This window comes from Amycolatopsis sp. NPDC058986, from assembly GCF_042741125.1.
Classification (GTDB): domain Bacteria; phylum Actinomycetota; class Actinomycetes; order Mycobacteriales; family Pseudonocardiaceae; genus Amycolatopsis.
Map to the genome: position 1 here is coordinate 35,322 of NZ_JBHYJW010000030.1, position 19,269 is coordinate 54,590.

At 68.8% G+C, this 19,269-nt stretch carries 18 protein-coding genes; 13 read left to right on the top strand and 5 right to left on the bottom strand.

Annotation, left to right across the window (positions count from 1 at the left end; all coding sequences use genetic code 11):
* The first annotated feature begins 200 nt into the window (after positions 1-200).
* The 9 genes from ACFW0G_RS25215 (at position 201) to ACFW0G_RS25255 (ending at position 9,718) form a co-directional block, all read left to right on the top strand.
* Positions 201-2,018, top strand: coding sequence for a glycoside hydrolase family 3 protein (locus ACFW0G_RS25215; protein WP_378327845.1), 1,818 nt, complete (start codon positions 201-203; stop codon positions 2,016-2,018).
* Positions 2,015-3,313, top strand: a complete 1,299-nt coding sequence (locus tag ACFW0G_RS25220; protein WP_378327846.1) for an exo-beta-N-acetylmuramidase NamZ domain-containing protein — start codon at positions 2,015-2,017, stop codon at positions 3,311-3,313. The genes ACFW0G_RS25215 and ACFW0G_RS25220 overlap by 4 nt, the downstream gene beginning before the upstream one ends.
* An 11-nt stretch (positions 3,314-3,324) precedes the next feature.
* Complete coding sequence (locus ACFW0G_RS25225; protein ID WP_378327847.1) at positions 3,325-5,088, top strand: serine hydrolase; 1,764 nt, start codon at positions 3,325-3,327, stop codon at positions 5,086-5,088.
* A gap of 210 nt (positions 5,089-5,298) precedes the next feature.
* Entirely contained in the window at positions 5,299-6,300 is a 1,002-nt protein-coding gene (locus ACFW0G_RS25230) for a MurR/RpiR family transcriptional regulator (RefSeq protein ID WP_378327848.1), read from the top strand.
* Positions 6,301-6,335: 35 nt separating this feature from the next.
* Positions 6,336-7,265 carry an N-acetylmuramic acid 6-phosphate etherase gene (locus tag ACFW0G_RS25235; protein WP_378327849.1) on the top strand — a complete coding sequence of 310 codons (930 nt, stop codon included), beginning with the start codon at positions 6,336-6,338 and terminating at the stop codon, positions 7,263-7,265.
* A gap of 144 nt (positions 7,266-7,409) precedes the next feature.
* Positions 7,410-8,459, top strand: coding sequence for a HoxN/HupN/NixA family nickel/cobalt transporter (locus ACFW0G_RS25240; protein ID WP_378327850.1), 1,050 nt, complete (start codon positions 7,410-7,412; stop codon positions 8,457-8,459).
* A 74-nt stretch (positions 8,460-8,533) separates the two neighbouring features.
* Positions 8,534-8,746, top strand: a complete 213-nt coding sequence (locus ACFW0G_RS25245; protein WP_378327851.1) for a hypothetical protein — start codon at positions 8,534-8,536, stop codon at positions 8,744-8,746.
* Positions 8,733-9,251, top strand: coding sequence for an RNA polymerase sigma factor (locus ACFW0G_RS25250; RefSeq protein WP_378327852.1), 519 nt, complete (start codon positions 8,733-8,735; stop codon positions 9,249-9,251). Before ACFW0G_RS25245 ends, ACFW0G_RS25250 begins: the two co-directional genes overlap by 14 nt.
* Positions 9,251-9,718, top strand: coding sequence for a hypothetical protein (locus tag ACFW0G_RS25255; RefSeq protein ID WP_378327853.1), 468 nt, complete (start codon positions 9,251-9,253; stop codon positions 9,716-9,718). Before ACFW0G_RS25250 ends, ACFW0G_RS25255 begins: the two co-directional genes overlap by 1 nt.
* Here ACFW0G_RS25255 and ACFW0G_RS25260 read toward each other — a convergent pair.
* Positions 9,705-10,895 (bottom strand): MFS transporter, encoded by a 1,191-nt coding sequence (locus ACFW0G_RS25260; RefSeq protein ID WP_378327854.1) that lies wholly within the window; start codon positions 10,893-10,895, stop codon positions 9,705-9,707. The two genes, ACFW0G_RS25255 and ACFW0G_RS25260, sit on opposite strands and share 14 nt — an antisense overlap.
* A 61-nt stretch (positions 10,896-10,956) precedes the next feature.
* Here ACFW0G_RS25260 and ACFW0G_RS25265 point away from each other — a divergent pair, with 61 nt between their 5' ends.
* On the top strand, positions 10,957-11,262 hold the full coding sequence (locus ACFW0G_RS25265; protein ID WP_378327855.1) for an ArsR/SmtB family transcription factor: 306 nt from the start codon (positions 10,957-10,959) through the stop codon (positions 11,260-11,262).
* A 6-nt stretch (positions 11,263-11,268) separates the two neighbouring features.
* Here the strand turns inward: ACFW0G_RS25265 and ACFW0G_RS25270 are convergent, their stop codons facing one another.
* Both ACFW0G_RS25270 and ACFW0G_RS25275 read right to left on the bottom strand, forming a co-directional pair.
* Complete coding sequence (locus ACFW0G_RS25270) at positions 11,269-11,991, bottom strand: oxidoreductase (RefSeq protein WP_378327856.1); 723 nt, start codon at positions 11,989-11,991, stop codon at positions 11,269-11,271.
* Positions 11,992-12,022: 31 nt separating this feature from the next.
* On the bottom strand, positions 12,023-12,520 hold the full coding sequence (locus ACFW0G_RS25275; protein WP_378327857.1) for a phosphoribosyltransferase: 498 nt from the start codon (positions 12,518-12,520) through the stop codon (positions 12,023-12,025).
* A gap of 227 nt (positions 12,521-12,747) precedes the next feature.
* On the opposite strand from ACFW0G_RS25275, the gene acs reads away from it, so the two are divergent.
* The 3 genes from acs to ACFW0G_RS25290 all read left to right on the top strand — a co-directional run bounded on the left by acs (position 12,748) and on the right by ACFW0G_RS25290 (position 16,323).
* Entirely contained in the window at positions 12,748-14,718 is a 1,971-nt protein-coding gene (gene acs, locus ACFW0G_RS25280; RefSeq protein WP_378327858.1) for an acetate--CoA ligase, read from the top strand.
* Positions 14,719-14,870: 152 nt separating this feature from the next.
* Positions 14,871-15,362, top strand: a complete 492-nt coding sequence (locus tag ACFW0G_RS25285) for a DUF6319 family protein (protein WP_378327859.1) — start codon at positions 14,871-14,873, stop codon at positions 15,360-15,362.
* A 229-nt stretch (positions 15,363-15,591) separates the two neighbouring features.
* On the top strand, positions 15,592-16,323 hold the full coding sequence (locus ACFW0G_RS25290) for a VIT family protein (RefSeq protein ID WP_378327860.1): 732 nt from the start codon (positions 15,592-15,594) through the stop codon (positions 16,321-16,323).
* Positions 16,324-16,387: 64 nt separating this feature from the next.
* On the opposite strand, the gene ACFW0G_RS25295 is transcribed toward ACFW0G_RS25290, so the two are convergent.
* Positions 16,388-17,845, bottom strand: coding sequence for a peptide MFS transporter (locus ACFW0G_RS25295; RefSeq protein ID WP_378327861.1), 1,458 nt, complete (start codon positions 17,843-17,845; stop codon positions 16,388-16,390).
* Between the two features lie 135 nt (positions 17,846-17,980).
* Positions 17,981-19,222 (bottom strand): MFS transporter, encoded by a 1,242-nt coding sequence (locus tag ACFW0G_RS25300; RefSeq protein WP_378327862.1) that lies wholly within the window; start codon positions 19,220-19,222, stop codon positions 17,981-17,983.
* Positions 19,223-19,269 lie beyond the last annotated feature (47 nt).

Consider the following 19,269-nt stretch of genomic DNA (forward strand, 5'->3'; position numbering starts at 1 on the left):
CGGTCTGGGGGTGGTCTGCTCTCGCGTTGTCTTGGGGTGTTGGTGGTGCGAGTGGACCGTTCGGGGCCGTTATGGCATCGAGGCTTCCGTTCGTGCGCATGGCTGATGGACAACCTCCGGCTCGGTGGGTAGCTTCCCGATTACTGGCGCACCTGGGTGAATTTTTCCGCCCGGCGTGCCCGAACACTGGGAGGCTCGTAGTGAAGACCCGCACCGTGCACAACCGTTTCCGGAGGCTGCATGCACTCGCCCTGCCCCTCGCGGGCGTCCTTGCCTTCGGCGTCGCGGGCACGGCGACAGCGGCACCGCAGGTGAGCGCCGACGCGCAGGCGACGGCGGCAGCCCGGCAGACGCTGCGCGGGATGAGCCTCGCGGAGAAGGTCGGGCAGTTGTTCGTCACGTGGGTGAACGGGAAGTCCGCCGACGAGGTCAACCCGCAGAACCGCACCGACTTCGGCGTCGACACCCCCGCGCAGGTCGTGCAGCGGTACCACCTCGGCGGCGTCATCTACTTCAACAACGACTCGCACGACAACTTCGACGACCCCGTCCAGGTCGCGAAGCTGTCCAACGGCGTGCAATGGGCGGCGTTGAGCAGTGGCGCCCACATCCCACTCCAGATCGGGACCGACCAAGAGGGCGGCACGGTCACCCGGATGGGGTCCCCCGCGACGGAATTCCCGAACGCGATGGCCATCTCCGCCGGGCGCAGCACGGACAAGGCCACCGCCGCCGCGACGATCCTCGGCCACGAACTGCGGGCGGTCGGCATCAACCAGGACTACGCCCCGGACGCCGACGTCAACTCGAACCCGGCGAACCCGGTCATCGGCGTGCGCTCCTTCTCCGGGCGGCCCGACCTGGCGAGCCAGTTCGTCGCCGCCGAAGTGAAGGGTTTTCAGGATTCCGGCTGGCCCACGGAGACGGTCTCCTCGACCGCGAAGCACTTCCCCGGCCACGGCGACGCCGCCACGGACAGCCACCACAGCCTGCCCCGGATCGACCGCACCGAACAGCAGTGGCGGGAGACCGACGTACCGCCGTTCAAGGCCGCGATCAAGGCCGGCATCGATTCGATCATGAGCGCGCACATCCAGTTCCCGAGCCTGGACCCGTCCGGCGAACCCGCGACGCTGTCGAAGCCGATCCTCACCGGCAAACTGCGTGACGAGCTCGGCTACCAGGGCGTCGTCATCACCGACTCGCTGATGATGGACGGGGTCCGCGAACGGCACAGCGACGCCGAGATCCCGGTGCTGGCGTTGAAGGCCGGCGTCGACCAGCTGCTCATGCCCGCGAACCTCGACCTCGCGATCAACTCGGTCCTGACCGCGGTCCGCTCCGGAGAACTCACCGAGCAGCGCGTCGACGAGAGCGTCCTGCGGGTCCTGAAGCTGAAGTTCAAGCGCGGCATCATGTTCTCGCCGTTCGTGAACCCGGCGAAGGTCACCTCGCGGGTCGGCACGCCGGAGCACCTGGCGACCGCGCAGGACATCGCCGACCGGTCGATCACCGCGATCGCCAACGACGCGGGAGTGCTGCCGCTCAAGCAGAAGCCGTCGACGGCGTTGATCACCGGCTGGGGCGAGAGCACCGGGAAGACCCTCGCGACGAGGTTCGCCGCGCACGGCACCAAGGCCACCGCGCTGCCCACCGGCCAGACCCCGACCGCGGACCAGATCGCGCAGGCGGCCGCGGCGGCGAAGAACGTCGACGTGGTCGTCGTGCTCACCAACAACCTCGGCGGATTCCCCTTGCAGGGCAACCTGTTGCAGGCACTGGCGGCTACCGGCAAACCGGTCGTCGCGGTGGCTTCGCAGATCCCGTACGACGCCGGGTACGCGAACCCGATCCCGACGTGGCTGGCGACGTACGGCTACATCACTCCCTCGCTGGAGGCGTTGACGAAGGTCGTCCTCGGCGAGACGAAGCCGGGCGGGAAGCTGCCCGTCGACATCCCGGCGGGTGCCGACGTGCACACCGTGAAGTACCCCTTCGGGCACGGACTGACCTGGTGAACCTGAACCGGCGTCAGTTCCTCGCCACCGGCGCGCTCGCCGTTCCCGCGCTGGCGGCGACGTCGTCGGCGAGCGCGGCGGAAAACGGGAGCAAAGGTCCCTCGCTCCCGTCCGAGGCCGAAAGCGAGAGCAAAGGTCCCTTGCTTCGCACCGGCGCGGAGGTACTGGCCGCGCAGGGCTGGCGGCGGCTGGCCGGACGACGGGTCGGGGTGCTGTCCAATCCGACCGGGGTGCTGGCGGGCGGCGAGCACATCGTCGACTCGATGGTCGCCGCCGGGATCCGGCCGGTGGCCGCGTTCGGGCCCGAGCACGGGTTCCGTGGCAGCGCTCAGGCCGGCGGTTCCGAGGGCGACTACACCGATCCGCGCACGGGAATACCGGTGTACGACGCGTACGGCGTCGACGCCGCGAAGCTCGCTGGGATGTTCACCAAGGCGGGCGTGGACACCGTGGTGTTCGACATCGCGGACGTCGGCGCGCGCTTCTACACCTACATCTGGTCGCTCTACACCGCGCAGGTCGCCGCCGCCCGCGTTGGCGCCGCGCTCCTCGTACTGGATCGGCCGAATCCGTTGGGGGGCAAGGTTTCCGGTCCGGTTCTCGACCCGAAGTTCGCCTCCGGCGTCGGCCGGAAGCCGATCGCTCAGCAGCACGGGATGACCGTCGGTGAACTCGCCCGGTTCTTCGCCGCGGAGTTCCTGCCCAGCGAAGGCGTGAAACCGGGCGAACTCGAGGTCGTCGAGGTCCGCGGCTGGCGGCGCGACGCGGTGTTCGCGCGGACCGGCCTGGACTGGGTGCCGCCGAGCCCCAACATGCCGACCCCGGACACCGCGCTCGTCTACCCCGGCACCGGGATGTTCGAGGGCACCGTGTTCTCCGAAGGCCGCGGCACGACAAGGCCGTTCGAAATCCTCGGCGCGCCGGGGCTCGACTGGCGCTGGCGGGAGAAGCTGGCTTCGCTGGGGCTGCCCGGTGTCCGCTTCCGGGAGACGTACTTCGTCCCGACATTCGGGAAGTTCGTCAACCAGACCTGCGGCGGAGTGCAGCTGACCGTCACCGACTCGCGCGAGTTCGACGCGATCCGCACGGCGGTGGCCATGTTCGTCACGGCAAGGGCGCTGCATCCGGACAAGTTCGGCTGGCGGCCCGATCACTACATCGACCTGCTGTCCGGTTCGGACCGTCTACGGACCAAGGTCGACGCCGGCGCCGGCGTCGACGAGATCACCGCGTCCTGGCGAGCCGAGCTGGCCGAGTTCGACCGCAAGCGACGGCGTCACCTGCTCTACCGCTGAGGGGGACCGAGATGCGTGCTAGGAAGTTCGTGATCGTGGCCGCTTGTGTGCTGGTCATGGCAACAACGTCGAGTACAGCGGGAGCGAACGCCATCACCGGACACGAGGGAGCGGCCACCGGCCGGTTCGACCGTCCCCAGCACGGATTCGCGCCCCCGTGGACGACCCTGCGGGCAGGCGCCCCAGCCGACGTCGGCCTCGACCCGGCGCCGATCAAGGCGGCCGAGCAGTTCGTGGCGAACTGGACGAAGCCGGACACGTCCGGCCATCCGCACTTCTCCGGAGCGGTGGGACTTCTCGCGCACGACGGCGTCGTCGTGGACAAGTACGCCGTCGGCGGCGCGCTGCGCTACGCCGACGCGAAAGGCACGGAGCTGCCGCCCGACCAGCAGGTCCCGATGCGGAACGACACGATCTTCGACATGGCGTCGATCTCGAAGCTGTTCACGTCGATCGCCGTGCTGCAGCTCGTCGAGCAGGGGAAGGTCGAGCTGGACACCCCGGTGGCGCGGTACCTGCCCGAATTCGCCGTCAACGGCAAGGAAACGGTCACCGTCCAGCAGTTGCTCACGCACACCTCGGGGTTCGACGCCGACCCCCAGCCACCGCTGTGGTCGGGGTACCCGGACATCCCGTCTCGCCGCAAGGCCGTGCTGGACAGCAAGCTGAAGAACCCGCCGGGCACCGCCTACCTCTACTCCGACATCAATCTGATGACGCTCGGTTTCCTCGTCGAGAAGCTGACCGGGGCGAGCCTCGACCAGGTGGTGCGGGACCGGATCACCGAGCCGCTCGGCATGAGCGACACCGGGTACAACCCGCCCGCGTCGAAACTGGGCCGGATCGCGGCGACCGAGTACGAGTCGACGCCGCCCCGCGGCCTCGTCCGCGGCCAGGTCCACGACGAGAACGCGTGGTCACTCGGTGGCGTCTCCGGGCACGCCGGAGTGTTCTCGACCGCCGGTGACATGGCCGTGCTGTGCCAGGCAATCCTCAACGGCGGCAGCTACCGGGGGCACCGGATCCTGCGCCAGGACACCGTCAAGGCGATGCTGACGAACTACAACCGGCAATTCCCTGACGACGCGCACGGGTTGGGTTTCGAACTCGACCAGCCCTGGTACATGGGCGCATTGTCGTCACCGATCACAGCGGGTCACACCGGCTACACCGGGACGACGCTCGTGATCGACCCGGAATCCCGCTCGTTCGCGCTGCTGCTGACCAACCGCGTCCACCCGACGCGCAACTGGGGCACGATCAATCCGGCGCGCCAGGTCTGGGCGACGTCGTTGGCGAAGGCGATGGCCGTCCGTCCGGCCGCGGGCCGCGACGCCTGGTACAGCGACGTCGGAAACTCCAGTACAGCCACGCTGACCAGCCCTGCCCTGGACACCCGTGGTGGGCCCGTGCGGGTGACATTCGACGCGTTCGTCGACACCGAGGGCCCTGCCGATCCGCTCGCGCTGGAAGCCAGCACGGACGGCGTGACGTGGCAGCCGGTCCCAGTGTGTGCGGACGGCCGGGGCGCACCGGACGGTGACGTTCCGGCACTGTCCGGACACGGTCACCGTGCGTGGTGGCGAGTGAGCGCGGATCTGCCCCGGAGTCCCCGGCTGACCGTCCGCTGGCGTTACACGACGGACGCGAATTACACGGGACGCGGTGTTTCCGTCGATGGTGTGAAAGTCACTGAACGAGGCCGCGTACTTCTTGACGGTGAGCGGAATCCGGCCGCGTTCTCCGCTTCGGGGTGGCAGTTGAGCGCTCGGTGACCGGCCGGTCGCCGAGCGCCGAGCAACCTGGCCCGTTTACCGGGAATTTGCCGCTTGCACCGCGACACTAAGTTGCCAAGTCGTTAGCTGGAGCTCGTTAACAAGGTCGACCTGGTTAGCGACTTTCTGGTCAACGATTAATCGTAATTGCATCCGCAGAAGCGGGTGGGGTTGCGATCCTGCCGAAGGGTGTGGGTAGCCTTGTCGCAAATGCCAACGGTTAGTAAATTTCCTACGGTCGGCGATGCCGAATCCGTAATCGTGGCAGCACCGTCCGACGTCGCCCCGGTTCAGGTGACCGCGCGCGACGCGGACGCCAGCCCGCTGGTGCGGATCCGGTCGCTGCTCCCTGGGCTCGCCAGAGCCGAGCAACGCGTCGCGAAGGTCGTGCTCGACGACCCCGCCGCCGTCGCGCGACGCAGCATCACCGAGGTCGCGCTCGCGGCGAGCACCAGTGAAACCACCGTCACCCGGTTCTGCAAAGCGGTCGGCGTCGGAGGTTACCCTCAGTTAAGGATCGCGCTGGCCGCGGACACCGCGCGCACCGAGGCCCGCACGACTCGTAACCTCGGTGGGGAGATCGGCCCGAACGACGACCTCGCCGCGGTGATCGGCAAGGTCAGCTTCGCCGACGCGCGGGCCGTGGAGGAGACCGCGGACCAGCTCGAGGTGGCCACGCTGCAGCAGGTCATCGATCTGGTGGCCGGGGCGAACCGCGTCGACGTCTACGGCGTGGGCGCGAGCGCGTTCGTCGCCGCGGACCTGCAGCAGAAACTGCACCGCATCGGCCGGGTCAGCTTCGCCTGGTCCGACACGCACATCATGCTCACCTCCGCCGCCGTGCTGTCGCCCGGTGACGTCGCGGTGGGTATCTCGCACACCGGCGCGACCACCGACACGGTCGAGGCGCTGCGGGTGGCCCGTGAGCACGGCGCGATCACGGTCGCGGTGACCAACTTCCCGCGGTCCCCGATCACCGAGGTCGCCGATCACGTGCTCACCACGGCCGCGCGCGAGACCACGTTCCGCTCCGGTGCCACGGCGAGCAGGATCGCCCAGCTCACCGTCATCGACTGCCTGTTCATCGGTGTCGCGCAGCGGCACATGGAAGCCTCGGTCAGCGCGTTGGACGCGACCAGGGACGCGGTTGGCTCGCACCGGCTCGGGGTACGCCCCGACGGACGGCGCCGCCCGCGGGAAACCGGCAAATGAGCGCACAGCGCTCTGAAAAAAGAGTAGTGAGGCGCATGATGACCGTCCCACGTCAGGTGGTGCACGTCGATTCGCCAACGGAAAAGCGCAATCCCCGTACCACCGACATCGACCTGATGCCCACCATGGCGATCCTCGGCGCGATCAACGCCGAGGACCGCCGGGTGCCCGACGCGGTCGCGGCGGTTCTGCCGCGACTGGCCCGCGCGGTGGACTACGCCGTGGAAGCGCTGCGTTCCGGGCACCGCGTGCACTACGTCGGTGCGGGTACGTCCGGCAGGCTGGCCACGCTCGACGCGGCCGAGCTGGTGCCGACGTTCAACGTGCCGGAGGACTGGTTCATCGCGCACCACGCCGGCGGGCCGCGGGCGCTGCGGCACGCCGTCGAAAACGCCGAGGACGACAAGGAGACCGGCGCGGCCGAGTTGGCCGAGGCGGTCGAGCCCGGCGACTTCGTGCTCGGCCTGACGGCGTCGGGCCGGACGCCGTACGTGCTCGGCGCGTTGGAGGCGTCGAGCCACAAGGGCGCGCACACCGCGCTCGTGTCGGGGAATCCCGCCGCCGCGACCCCGGCCGGCGTGGACGTGCTCATCGCCGTCGACACCGGCCCGGAGGTCATCGCCGGTTCGACGCGGATGAAGGCGGGGACGGCGCAGAAGATCATCCTGACCGCCTTCTCCACCGCGACGATGATCAAACTCGGGCGGACGTACTCGAACCTGATGGTGAGCGTGCGGGCGACCAACGCGAAGCTGCGCGGCCGGACGATCCGGATCCTGCAGGAAGCCACCGGCATGACCATGGCGGACTGTTCGGACGCGCTGACCGAGTCGGGCGGGGACCTGAAGACCGCACTCGTGCACTTGCTGTCCGGCCAGGACGTCCACGCCTCGGCCGAGGCGCTGGAGGCGTCCGGCGGGCACGTCCGTAAGGCACTGGACCGGTTGCGGGTGCGGGCGAGCTAGCTCGGCGTATTGCGGTTCACCTTTTCATCTGCCTAACCTCTCAGATATTGCGTGACGAGAGGCGAGGTGGCGATGACCGCGGTACCGACCACCGGAGGTAACGAGACTTCCCTTTCGCGGCGCGGACTTTCGCGCCGCGAAAGGATGTCCGTAGCCGGAATGGCCGGTTTCGTCCTGCTGCTCAACCTCTTCGGGTGGGGCGTGCTGGTGCTGTTCGTCGCTCCGCGGCACTACGATCTCGGCGCCTCCGGGGTGTTCGGGATCGGCCTCGGCGTCACCGCGTTCACCCTCGGCATGCGGCACGCGTTCGACGCCGACCACATCGCGGCCATCGACAACACGACGCGGAAACTGATGGCCGACGGCAAACGTCCGCTTTCGGTCGGTTTCTGGTTTTCCCTGGGGCATTCGACGATCGTCTTCGCGTTGTGCCTGTTGCTTTCGCTCGGCGTACGCGCGCTCGCCGGTCAGGTCGAGGACGACTCGTCGACGTTGCACCAGGCCACCGGTTTGATCGGGACATCGGTGTCCGGGGTGTTCCTGTACCTCATCGCGATCATGAACCTCGTGGTGCTGGCCGGGATCGTGAAGGTGTTCCGGAAACTGCGCGGCGGCGAGCTCGACGAAGCCGCGCTCGAACGGCAGCTCGACAACCGCGGCATCATGAACCGGCTGCTCAAGGGCGCGACGAAGGCCGTGCGCAAACCGTGGCACATCTACCCCGTCGGTGTCCTTTTCGGACTCGGTTTCGACACCGCGACCGAGGTCGCGCTGCTCGTGCTCGCGGCGGGCGCGGCGACGTTTTCCCTGCCCTGGTACGCGATCCTGGTCCTGCCGGTGCTGTTCGCCGCCGGCATGAGCCTGTTCGACGCGCTCGACGGGTTCTTCATGAACTACGCCTACGGCTGGGCGCTCGCGAAACCGGTCCGCAAGATCTACTACAACATCACGGTGACCGCGTTGTCGGTCGCCGTCGCGCTGATCATCGGCACCATCGAGCTGGTCTCGATCCTCACCGAGAAGCTCGGCATCACCTCCGGACCGCTCGCCGCGATCGCCGGGCTCGACCTGAACTACGTCGGGTTCGCCGTCGTCGGCCTGTTCGTCGTGACATGGCTGGTCGCGCTCGCGGTCTGGCGTTTCGGGCGCATCGAGGAGAAGTGGTCGGCGCGGCTCGCCCCCGTAGCCGACTGACCTGCGGTTAGTCACGATCCCGCGTCATCACGGCACTTACCGGCGACCGTCAACGGTTCTGGTGAGGAGACGATATGGCGTGGTGGATCGCCGGGGTGCTGATCGCATTGGCTCTGCTCGGCACGAAGGTACTCGTCGAGTCGCGGCGGGAACGACGCCGCGAACGGCGGTACGCCCTGTGGGCGCGAATATCCGATGGTCTACCGGAAGGCGGCCGGTTGACCGGCGTGGAGCCGGACGGCCGGACGCTCGTGGAGCACCCGCGGGAGAGCCGTGAGCACCGATGACGGATCGAACAGACACGGGTACCGCGAGTTCAGCGATTTCTGCCGCGCCCACACCGAGCGGCTGGTGGGGTTCGTCATCCGGCTCGGTGCGTCTCCCGCCGACGCGGAGGACGTCGCGCAGGAAGTCCTGCTCGATCTCTACGAGTCGTGGGACGCCGTAGCCAGGCCGGAGTGCTGGGTATGGTCGGTGGCCACCCGAAAGTACCAGCGCCATTTCCCCTTGCGACATCGGGAAATCGTGACCGGCACCGTGCCCGACAGGCCGATGCTGGTGGCACCGGACGACTTCGCGGTACAGGCGGAGGCCGCCGGGCTTCTCTGGGAGTTGCTGACCTTGTTGCCCTTTCAGCAGCGCATGGTGCTCGCCTGGCGCATTGATGGTTTCTCCCATCAGGAGATCGCCACCGGACTGTCGACCACCCCGGCCGCGGTCCGCGCGTCGGCGGCCCGGGCGCGCGCCACGCTCAAGGAAACGCTCAGGCTTCGACACGAGGAGGCGAACTGATGACGGACAGTCCTCTCGACGCCGAGCTGGATTACCTGTTCGAAACCGCGATCTACCGGCTGGACTCGACCTTGGCGCGAACGGTCCGGACCGAGGAGTGGCTGTCGGCCGTCGTCCATGAGCCTGGCGGCGACAGCCAGCCCCCTGACTGGATTATCGAAGAACTCGGGGACGTGCGCACCGAGATCGATGCCATCCGCGCCACCACAACGCGGTTGGCCGCCTCACGACTGGTTTCCGCCCGCGCCGACCTGCTGTTGCTCCGGGTGGGTTTGAGATGTCGGGACATCACCCTCGACAAGGCGCTGAAGTTGTTGCGCCGAGCGGGCGAGCACCTGCGCAAGGCCAGGGCGGCTTACCCCGAGTACCGCCTCCCCGCCATTCATCACCGGCTTGCCGGCGCTGAAGCAAAGGTACGAAGGCTGTTCGAGCGGACGAACGACCAGCCCGAGATCACCGTGGGCTGACGGGCTCGGGTATCGCAACCGGTGCCGCACGCCGGCGGGCCGTGGCCAGTACCAGCGCGGCCACGGCCGCCGCCGCGCCCACCGGCCCGAGCCAGCCGGCCCCGGCACCGGCCAGCACCGTCCCGCCCAGCGCCGAGCCGAGCGCGATGCCGACGTAGATCGCCGAACCGTTCAGCCCGAGTGCCACGGTGGACGCGTCCGGTGCGATCGAGAACAGCCGGTGCTGCTGCGGAACCATGAGCATCCCGCCGAAGGTCCCGCTCGCCAGCACCGCGACGAACAACGCGGGCAGCGCGAGCACGGCGACATCCATCGCCGCCAGCACCACCGCGGTCCCGGCCAGCGCCCACACCAGTACCCGCCGGGAGCCGAAACGGTCGGTCCAGCGCCCGGCGATGGTCGTTCCGATGACCTGTCCGGCTCCGGCAGCAACGAGCACCCACGACAGCGTCACACCGGTCGCGACGGGTTCCACCAGCACCGGGAGGTACACGAACACGGTGACGCCGGCGAGCATGCCGACGACCGTCACCAGCAGCACCCGCGCCACCGGCGGCCGGGCCACCACCGCGAGCCGGGTCCGCAGGTTCGCCGCCGGGATCCGGACGGCGGGCAGGAACGGCAGATACGCCGCCACGGCGACGCCGATCGCCGCGATCGCCCACATCACCGCGCGCCAGCCGATCCAGTGCCCGGCGAGGACACCGATCGGGACGCCGAGCACCGTCGACACGCTCATCCCCGCCGCGACGGTCGCCAATGCCCTGCCGCGCCGTTCGTCCGAGGACAGCGCGCCGGCCAGTGCGTAGGCGTTCGCCTGGAACGCCGCGGCGCCGATCGCGGCGAGCGCGCGGGCGACGGCGACGACCGCGAACGTCGTCCCCAGCGCCTGCCCCGCCATGCCGACGGTGAACAGCCCGAGCCCGCCCGCCAGCAGGATCCGGCGGTCCCAGCCGCCGGTGAACGCGGCGATCAGCGGCGAGGAGATCGCATACGTCAGCGCGAAGACCGTGGTGAGCTGGCCCGCGCCGGATTCGGAGACGTGCAGATCGGTGGCGATCGTCGGGAGCAGTCCATTGAGGACCATCGCGTCCGTCCCGAGCGTGAACGTCCCCACGGCGAGCGCGATGAGGGACCCCAGTCCGAGACGATCCTTTGATGACTGTCGAATCGTCATGAGGTCATGATGGAGTTACTATTCGATTGTTGTCAAACCATCTATCGATCCGGGAGAACGCGTGACCCGCACGCTGCCGCAGCCTGCCGCCGACGCCATCGAGATCGTGACGGTGCTTCAGGCTTTGGCCGACCCCGTGCGTCTCGCACTGGTCCGCACGCTCGCTAAGGACGACGAACCTCGCCCGTGCAGTGTCGACGAGTACGACGTCGACATCACCGCGCCGACGCTGTCGCACCACTGGCGGATCCTGCGCGAAGCCGGGTTGACCACGACGTTCGTCAACGGCCGCACCCGGTGGGTCGAGCTACGCCGCGACGACGTCCATTCCCGCTTCCCCGGCCTTCTGGACGCCGTTCTGGCGTAAGGGAAATCAGCCCGCGGCCGCCGAGATGCTCTTGGCCTCGCGCGCGCCCGCTTCGAACGCCTCGCACGAGAACAACAGCCACGCGCGAACGCCCTCGGGCGTCCCGCCCGCGAATCCTTCGGCCAGTTCCAGGTACTTCGGCACCCGCCGGAAGTACGCCACCTCGGGCACGGTCAGCGCCTTCGGGTCGAGCCCGGTCGCGATCATCGACAGCCGCGCGGCCGCCCGCGCCACGACACCGTCCGCGGTGCCGAAGGGCCGTAGCGCCAGCAGTTCCCCGTGCACGACGGCGGTCAGGACCGGCCCCGGCACCGACGTCGACCCGGTGACGAGCTGGGCGAGCAGCTCCAGCCGGGGCCCGCCGGTGCGGGGACGGCCGAGCGCGTCGGGGTCGGTCACCAGATCGGCCGCGGCGAGGACGTGCAGCCGCGCCAGCGCCTGTAGCGGCGCGCGGCGCCAGGTGGGCAGGATCGGCTCCAGCGCCTCGGCGACCCGCAGCGCCCCGGCCAGCGCCGGATCCGCGACCGCGCCGTCTGCGGGCAGTTCGGGGTTCGCGCCGTCGATCCCCGCCGACGCCCTGGCCGCGCGCACGGACGCCTCGGCGGCGGTTTCGGCGCCACCACGCAGGTTCGCGGGCAGCCGGTGCACCGCGAACACCGCGTCCTGCGCGGACTTCGCCGCTTCCGCGACCCCTTCGAGGTCGAGCAACGGCCGCAACGGATCACTCATGCGATGTCCATGATTCGCTCGCAAGCTTCGCTCATGCGTCCAGCACCTGCCCGACTCGCCGCACGACCGGCGCCTGCACCGACCACGGGAAGTTGATCCAGCGGTCGGTGTGCCGCCAGACGTACTCGCATTTGACCTCGGACCGCGGCTTCTCGTAGACGACCGCGCAACGCACCTCGGCGACGTGGTCCGCGCAGAAGTCGCGGACGAGCTTCAGCGTCGCGCCGGTGTCGGCCACGTCGTCGGCGACCAGGACCTTCTTCTGCGTCAGGTCCACGACGTTCGGCACCGGCGGCAGCATGACGGGGAGGTCGAGACGTTGGTCGACGCCCGTGTAGAACTCGACGTTCATGACGTGCAGGTTCTTCACGTCCAGCGCGTACCCGAGCGCACCGGCCACGAACAGCCCACCGCGTGCGATGGACAGGATCAGATCCGGCTCGAACCCGTCGTCCGCGATCGTCTGCGCCAGCTCCCTGCTGGCCGAACCGAACAACTCCCAGGTGAGCTCTTCCCGCTCTTCGGCCATCGCCCTGCCCTCCCGAATCGTTCACGAGAGCATAAGCAACGGCGAAGTGGTCTTTCGATACGATTCGAAGTGAATAATTTCTCATGGCCACTTACCGGACCTGAACGATCACTGGTCCGGCCGTGTTGCCCCAGCAGTGGGGCAACTGGACGCATCCTTTTACATCACGCACTAACGTCGCTAGCGTGCCGTGAGCCGCGGGTTCGCACAACAGGAGGCCTTGCACCATGACCGAGCAGTCCCCAGCACTGGACAACCTGCTCACCGAAAGCCGTACTTTCCCGCCCAGCGAGGATTTCTCCGCGCAGGCCAACGCGAAAGCCGAGCTGTACGCCGATGGCGACGCCGATCGCGAGCAGTTCTGGGCGAAGCAGGCGGAACGGCTGCATTGGGACACGAAGTGGACCCAGGTCCTCGACTGGAGCGACGCCCCGTTCGCGAAGTGGTTCGTCGGCGGGAAGCTCAACGTCGCCTACAACTGCGCCGACCGGCACGTCGCCGACGGGTACGGCGACCAGGTCGCGATCCACTGGGTCGGCGAGCCGGGCGACACCCGGGACATCACGTACGCCCAGCTGAAGGACGAGGTCTCGAAGGCCGCCAACGCCCTGACCTCCCTCGGCGTCGGCGCGAACGACCGGGTCGCCATCCAGCTGCCGATGATCCCCGAGGCGATCTTCGCGATGCTCGCCTGCGCGCGGATCGGCGCGCTGCACAGCGTCGTGTTCGGCGGCTTCTCGCCGACGGCGCTGCGGTCACGCGTGGACGACGCGGCGGCGAAGGTCGTCATCACCTCGGACGGGCAGTACCGCCGCGGCAAGGCCGTGGCGATGAAGACCAACGTGGACGAAGCGCTCGACGGCGCGGAGTCGGTCGAGAAGGTCATCGTCATCCGGCGCACCGGTGACGACGTACCGATGGCCGAGGGCCGCGACGTCTGGTGGCACGACCTGGTCGACGGCCAGTCCGCCGAGCACACCCCCGAGGCGTTCGACGCCGAGCACCCGCTGTTCATCCTCTACACCTCGGGCACCACCGGACGGCCGAAGGGCATCCTGCACACCTCGGGCGGCTACCTGACGCAGGCCGCCTACACCCACCACAACGTCTTCGACCACAAGGCGGGCGAGGACGTCTACTGGTGCACCGCCGACATCGGCTGGGTCACCGGGCACACCTACATCGTGTACGGGCCGCTGGCCAACCGCGCCACCCAGGTCGTCTACGAGGGCACGCCGAACACCCCGCACGAGGGGCGGCACTGGGAGATCGTCCAGAAGTACAAGGTCTCCCTCTACTACACCGCCCCGACGCTGATCCGCACGTTCATGAAGTGGGGCGCGGAGATCCCGGAGAAGTACGACCTCTCCTCGCTGCGCGTGCTCGGCAGCGTCGGCGAGCCGATCAACCCGGAGGCGTGGATCTGGTACCGGGAGACCATCGGCGCCGGCCGCACGCCCGTCGTGGACACCTGGTGGCAGACCGAAACCGGGGCGATCATGATCTCGCCGCTGCCGGGTGTCACCGCGGCGAAGCCGGGTTCGGCGCAGCGCGCGCTGCCGGGCATCTCGGCGAAGGTCGTCGACGACCAGGGCGTCGAGGTCCCGCACGGCGGTGGCGGGTACCTGGTGCTCGACAAGCCGTGGCCGGGCATGCTGCGCGGGATCTGGGGCGACAACGAGCGCTACAAGGAGACGTACTGGTCGCGCTTCGCCGAGCAGGGCTTCTACTTCGCCGGTGACGGCGCGAAGTACGACGCCGACGGCGACATCTGGCTGCTGGGCCGCGTCGACGACGTCATGAACGTGTCCGGGCACCGGATCTCGACCACCGAGGTCGAGTCGGCGCTCGTCTCGCACCCGACGGTCGCCGAGGCCGCCGTCGTCGGCGCGACCGACCCGACCACCGGGCAGGGCATCGTGGCGTTCGTGATCCTGCGCGGCAGCGCGAGCGACGGCGGCGACGCCGCTGTCCAGGAGCTGCGCAACCACGTCGCGAAGGAGATCGGGCCGATCGCGAAGCCGCGGCAGATCATGGTCGTCCCGGAGCTGCCGAAGACGCGTTCGGGCAAGATCATGCGCCGCCTGCTGCGCGACGTCGCGGAGAACCGGCAGGTCGGCGACGTCACGACGCTGGCCGACTCCTCGGTGATGGACCTCATCTCCGCCGGTCTGCAGTCCGGCAAGTCCGAGGACTGACCGACGTCCCGTGAAGGCCTCCTTCACAGCCTCGAGCGCTGTGAAGGAGGCCTTCACGGCGTTCGACCACCCCGAATCGCGGACGTCGAACGCCTGTTCTAAGATGTGCCGCTGTACCCACCCCCGTTCCGGGCAAGGAGACGACACCAACGATGACCGTGGATGTCCTGACGCACGAAGAGGAACCGGCGACGGCCGACGCTGCGGCGGCTCCGGCGTCACAGCCCGCCGACACCTCGAAGACCGAGAACGACACCACCGAGGCCGGCGCCCCCGCGGCGGAAGCGGCCGAAAAGACCGAGACGGACGAGAAGCCCGCCGAGGAGCCGAAGCCGAAGCGCGGCCGCCCGAAGGCGCAGACCACGGCCAAGAAGACCCGTACGGTCGAGCTGACCCTCACCGTCACCGGCACCGCCGACGGTGAATGGCAGGCCGAGCTGAAGAACGGCAGCAAGTGGGTGGCCAAGGGCCTCGAGATCCCCGCCGCCGCCGTGTCCCGCGCGGCCAAGGAGCTGCACCAGGACCTGTCCGGCCCGATCGACGAGGTCATCAACGCCGCCCGCGAGGCGCAGGCCGCCAAGGTCGCCCAGCTCGAGGCCGAGCTGGAGCGCGCCAAGCAGGCGCTGGCCGAACTGGACAGCTGAACACCCGAGAACCATCCGGCCGCCGAGGCGGGGTCCGCGTTGTCCGGCCCCCGTTCCGGCAAGGTATCACCCGCCCGGCGTCGCATCCCGCGACGCCGGGCGTTTTACTCATGCGGTCGAGCGAACCGAAAAGGTAAGGCGATCCTGCGTAAGGATTGCCTTTCTTCACCTAATCACGGAAATGTGAACACGATTAGCCACTGCCCGATTTTCGTGTTTCACTGAACTGGTGACCGACACGATCCACGACGAGACGTCCTCGCACTCGGACGAGCCGCACCACGACGACATCGGCGGCAAGCTGAACTGGCTGCGCGCCGGGGTTCTCGGCGCCAATGACGGGATCGTGTCCGTGGCGGGCATCGTGGTCGGCGTCGCGGGCGCGACAACGGACCGGATAGCGATCCTCACCGCCGGAATTGCCGGGCTGGTCGCGGGCGCCTTTTCGATGGCCGGCGGGGAATACGTCTCGGTGAGCACGCAGCGCGATACCGAGAAGGCGATGTTGCAGCTCGAGAAACAAGAGCTGAAAACCATGCCGGAGGCCGAGGAAGCCGAACTCGCGCAGATCTACGAGCGGAAGGGCCTCTCCCCGGAGCTCGCCGCGAAGGTCGCCCGCGAACTGTCCGAAAAGGACGCGCTGCAGGCGCACGCGGAGGCCGAGCTCGGCATCGACCCGGACAACCTGACGAGCCCGTGGCAGGCGGCGTGGGCCTCGCTGGCCGCGTTCACCGTCGGCGCGCTGCTGCCGCTGCTGGCCATCGCGTGGGCCGGCGTCTCCCTGCGGGTCGGGGCCTGCGCCGTCGCGGTGCTCGTCGGCCTCACCCTCACCGGCTGGATCAGCGCGCGGCTCGGCGACGCCAGGGTGGGCCGGGCGATCGCGCGCAACGTCGGCGTCGGCGCGCTCACGATGCTGGTGACCTACTTCGTCGGCGTGCTCTTCGGCACCACCGTCGGCTGATCCCCGTCCGGACGAAAACGGCGGGCACCCCCGAAGGATGCCCGCCGTCCAGCGTGTCGAGCGTTCAGTGAACGCCCTTCATCAGCTTGCGGATGAAGGGGGCGCCGAGGAACAGCAGCACACCGATGGCGATCGCGACCCCGCCGATGACACCGAAGTACGGCGTTTCGTTCTTGGTGTCGTAGTACTCCGCGAGCTTGCCGGACATCGCCGTGCCGAACGAGATGGACAGGAAGTTCAGCGCGACCATCTGCGTGCGGAACGCCGTCGGCGCCAGCTTCGTGGACAGCGAAAGCCCCACCGGGGAAAGGAACAGCTCGGCGGCGGTGAACACGAAGAGAATGCCGACCAGCGCGAGCAGCGGGCTGCCGTTCGCCCCCGTCCCGACCATCGGCAGGAACAGCAGGAACGCCACGCCCATCAGCACCGTGCCGAACACGAACTTCATCGGCGAAGACGGCTGACGCGGACCGAGCTTGGTCCAGATCGCGGCGAAGACCGGGGCGAAGACGATGACGAACACCGCGACGATGGAGTTGACCCAGGCCACCGGCATCTGCCAGCCGAACAGGTCCCGGTCGAGCCGCTGGTCGGTGTAGGCCTGCACGACGGTGAACTGCTGCTGGTACAGCGAGAAGAACGCGGCGCTGGCGATGAACATCGGGATGAACGAGTACACCCGGCTGCGTTCGTCCGCGGTGATCTTCTTGCTGGTCAGGATCACGACGAAGTAGATCACCGAGATGACGCCGACCAGCCACACCACGATGTTCGCGAGGTTGTCGGCCCGGATCACGCCGGTGAGCACCAGCACGACGATCAGCGCGGCCACCACGAGCACCGCGCCGGCGACGAGGACACGCTGCGAGGCGGGCAGCGGATTGGGGATCTCCCTGGCCTTTTCGCCGAGGTTCTTGCGACCGATCGTGTACTGGATCAGGCCCAGCGCCATCCCGATCGCCGCCAGGCCGAAGCCGAGGTGGAACCCGACCTCCTTCTGGGCGAGCCCGGTCAGCAGCGGCCCGACGAAGGCACCGATGTTGATGCCCATGTAGAAGAGGGTGAACCCGCCGTCACGGCGCTCGTCGTCGGCGCTGTAGAGCGTCCCGACGATCGCCGTCGCGTTGGACTTCAGCCCGCCACTCCCGACGGCGACACAGACCAGGCCGACGCCGATCCCAGCGAAGCCCGGCAACAGCGCCAGGCTGATGTGCCCGATCATGACCAGGATCGCGCTGTAGAACAACGTCCGTTCGGAACCGAACAGCCGGTCGGCCACCCACGCGCCGACCACCGCCGACAGGTAGACGAGACCGCCGTAGGCACCCACGATGCCCAGCGCGGTTTCCTGCGCGACGCCGAGACCACCTCGCGCGGCCTCGTAGTACAGGTAGATCGCGAGGATCCCCTGCATGCCGTAGAAGGAGAAGCGCTCCCACATCTCCACGCCGAACAGGTTCGCGAGCCCTCGTGGGTGCCCGAAGAACCTGGTGTCCTGCTGGACCTCGGTAGAGGTACTCACCACTCATGTCCTTGTGCTAGACATCGTTGTCAAATGGCATGGTAGAAGGCTGTTCGGTGACGTCTCCACCTACCTCGGGAGGTTACCGCAGGAAACCGGGCGGCAACCCCAAGTGCCTGCCAACGGGCGACCGGATCAGGCCGTTTCGCCGTCTTCGCACGTCCCGGCCCGCGCCGCCGCCAGCTCGGCTTCCCGCTCACTCCCGGTGCCGCGGCGCGTCCGCAGTTCGGCGAGTGCGCTGGCCACGGTCAGCAGCAGGGTCAGCACCGCCGCGCCGACCACCGCGGTGACCGGGGTGAACGACGCCAGCACCAGCGCGGTCAGCGTCGCGGTGAGGGTGTACCCGATGCCTTGGACCGCGTACATGACCGAATACCCGGCGGTGTGCGCCGGCTCGGGCAGGCTTTCGCGCAGCGTCAGGTTGCGGGTCACGGCGACCGCAGCCTGACAGAGACCACCGATGACCAGCACGACGGCGATCCCGGCCAGGCCCGGCGCGACGGCGATCAGCGCCACGCAGCCGGACATGGCGACCAGCAGCACCAGGCTCTGCGCACGCACGCTGCCCGGCCACTTCCGGAGGCCGTAGACGAACGCGCCGGCAGCACTGGACACCGAGAAGACCGTCAGCAGCACGCCCGCCCAGCCGGTCTGGAAGTGCCGGAACTCCAGCAACGGCGTGAGGATGAGTTCCGCGGCCGACAGCAACGCCATGGACGCCGCACTGGTCAGGTAGATCGGCCAGGCGGCAAGCAGTTCCCTGCCATGTCCGGAAACCCGTGCCGACGGCTTGGCCGCCGTCTCGGCGGCCCGGCCGTCGCCGCGGAGCAGCAGCAGGGTCAGCGCGGCGACCGCCATGCACACCGCGGCCACCGCCATCGGGGAACTCGCGCCGGTCCACAGCGCCAGCGACACCGCCAGCCCCGGCGCGACCGCCCAGATCGCCTGGGTCAACGTGGATTCGGCGCTCAGCGCGCTCGCCACGACCGACTCGTCGACCAGGCGCGTCAGCATCGTCCGCATGCCGCCAGGGCTCGCCGCCGGTGCCGCACCGGCGAGCCCGGCCAGCACGACCAGCAGCGGATCGGGGGCCGAGGGCACCAGCGCGAGCAGCCCGAAGGCCACCGCCCCCACGCCCAGCCCTGCCGAGATCGCGCCGCGGCGACGGCTGAACGGGCGCGTTCCGATGAACAGCGCGCCGACGACCTCACCGACCACGTACGCGGCGGCGAGTGTCGCACCGAGTGAATAGCCGCCCGCGCGATCTCGGACGAGGAAGACCAGCCCGAGCGGCGCCATCGCGATGGGCAACCGTGCCACGATCGCGACGAGTGCCCAGGCCAGGATCGACTTCTTCGCGAGCCCCCGGTAGCCCATTGCTGTCCGCTCCTCCCTTGTGCGTCTCCGCTGAAGAGTCCCCCAGC

What these genes read in the sequence shown, in the direction of transcription:
- ACFW0G_RS25260 (WP_378327854.1), bottom strand. Translation starts at nt 10,895, where the DNA reads ATGACGATTCGACAGTCATCAAAGGATCGTCTCGGACTGGGGTCCCTC.
- ACFW0G_RS25240 (WP_378327850.1), top strand. Translation starts at nt 7,410, where the DNA reads ATGTCCGTAGCCGGAATGGCCGGTTTCGTCCTGCTGCTCAACCTCTTC.
- ACFW0G_RS25275 (WP_378327857.1), bottom strand. Translation starts at nt 12,520, where the DNA reads ATGGCCGAAGAGCGGGAAGAGCTCACCTGGGAGTTGTTCGGTTCGGCC.
- ACFW0G_RS25245 (WP_378327851.1), top strand. Translation starts at nt 8,534, where the DNA reads ATGGCGTGGTGGATCGCCGGGGTGCTGATCGCATTGGCTCTGCTCGGC.
- acs (WP_378327858.1), top strand. Translation starts at nt 12,748, where the DNA reads ATGACCGAGCAGTCCCCAGCACTGGACAACCTGCTCACCGAAAGCCGT.
- ACFW0G_RS25255 (WP_378327853.1), top strand. Translation starts at nt 9,251, where the DNA reads ATGACGGACAGTCCTCTCGACGCCGAGCTGGATTACCTGTTCGAAACC.
- ACFW0G_RS25300 (WP_378327862.1), bottom strand. Translation starts at nt 19,222, where the DNA reads ATGGGCTACCGGGGGCTCGCGAAGAAGTCGATCCTGGCCTGGGCACTC.
- ACFW0G_RS25285 (WP_378327859.1), top strand. Translation starts at nt 14,871, where the DNA reads ATGACCGTGGATGTCCTGACGCACGAAGAGGAACCGGCGACGGCCGAC.
- ACFW0G_RS25225 (WP_378327847.1), top strand. Translation starts at nt 3,325, where the DNA reads ATGCGTGCTAGGAAGTTCGTGATCGTGGCCGCTTGTGTGCTGGTCATG.
- ACFW0G_RS25270 (WP_378327856.1), bottom strand. Translation starts at nt 11,991, where the DNA reads ATGAGTGATCCGTTGCGGCCGTTGCTCGACCTCGAAGGGGTCGCGGAA.
- ACFW0G_RS25235 (WP_378327849.1), top strand. Translation starts at nt 6,336, where the DNA reads ATGATGACCGTCCCACGTCAGGTGGTGCACGTCGATTCGCCAACGGAA.
- ACFW0G_RS25230 (WP_378327848.1), top strand. Translation starts at nt 5,299, where the DNA reads ATGCCAACGGTTAGTAAATTTCCTACGGTCGGCGATGCCGAATCCGTA.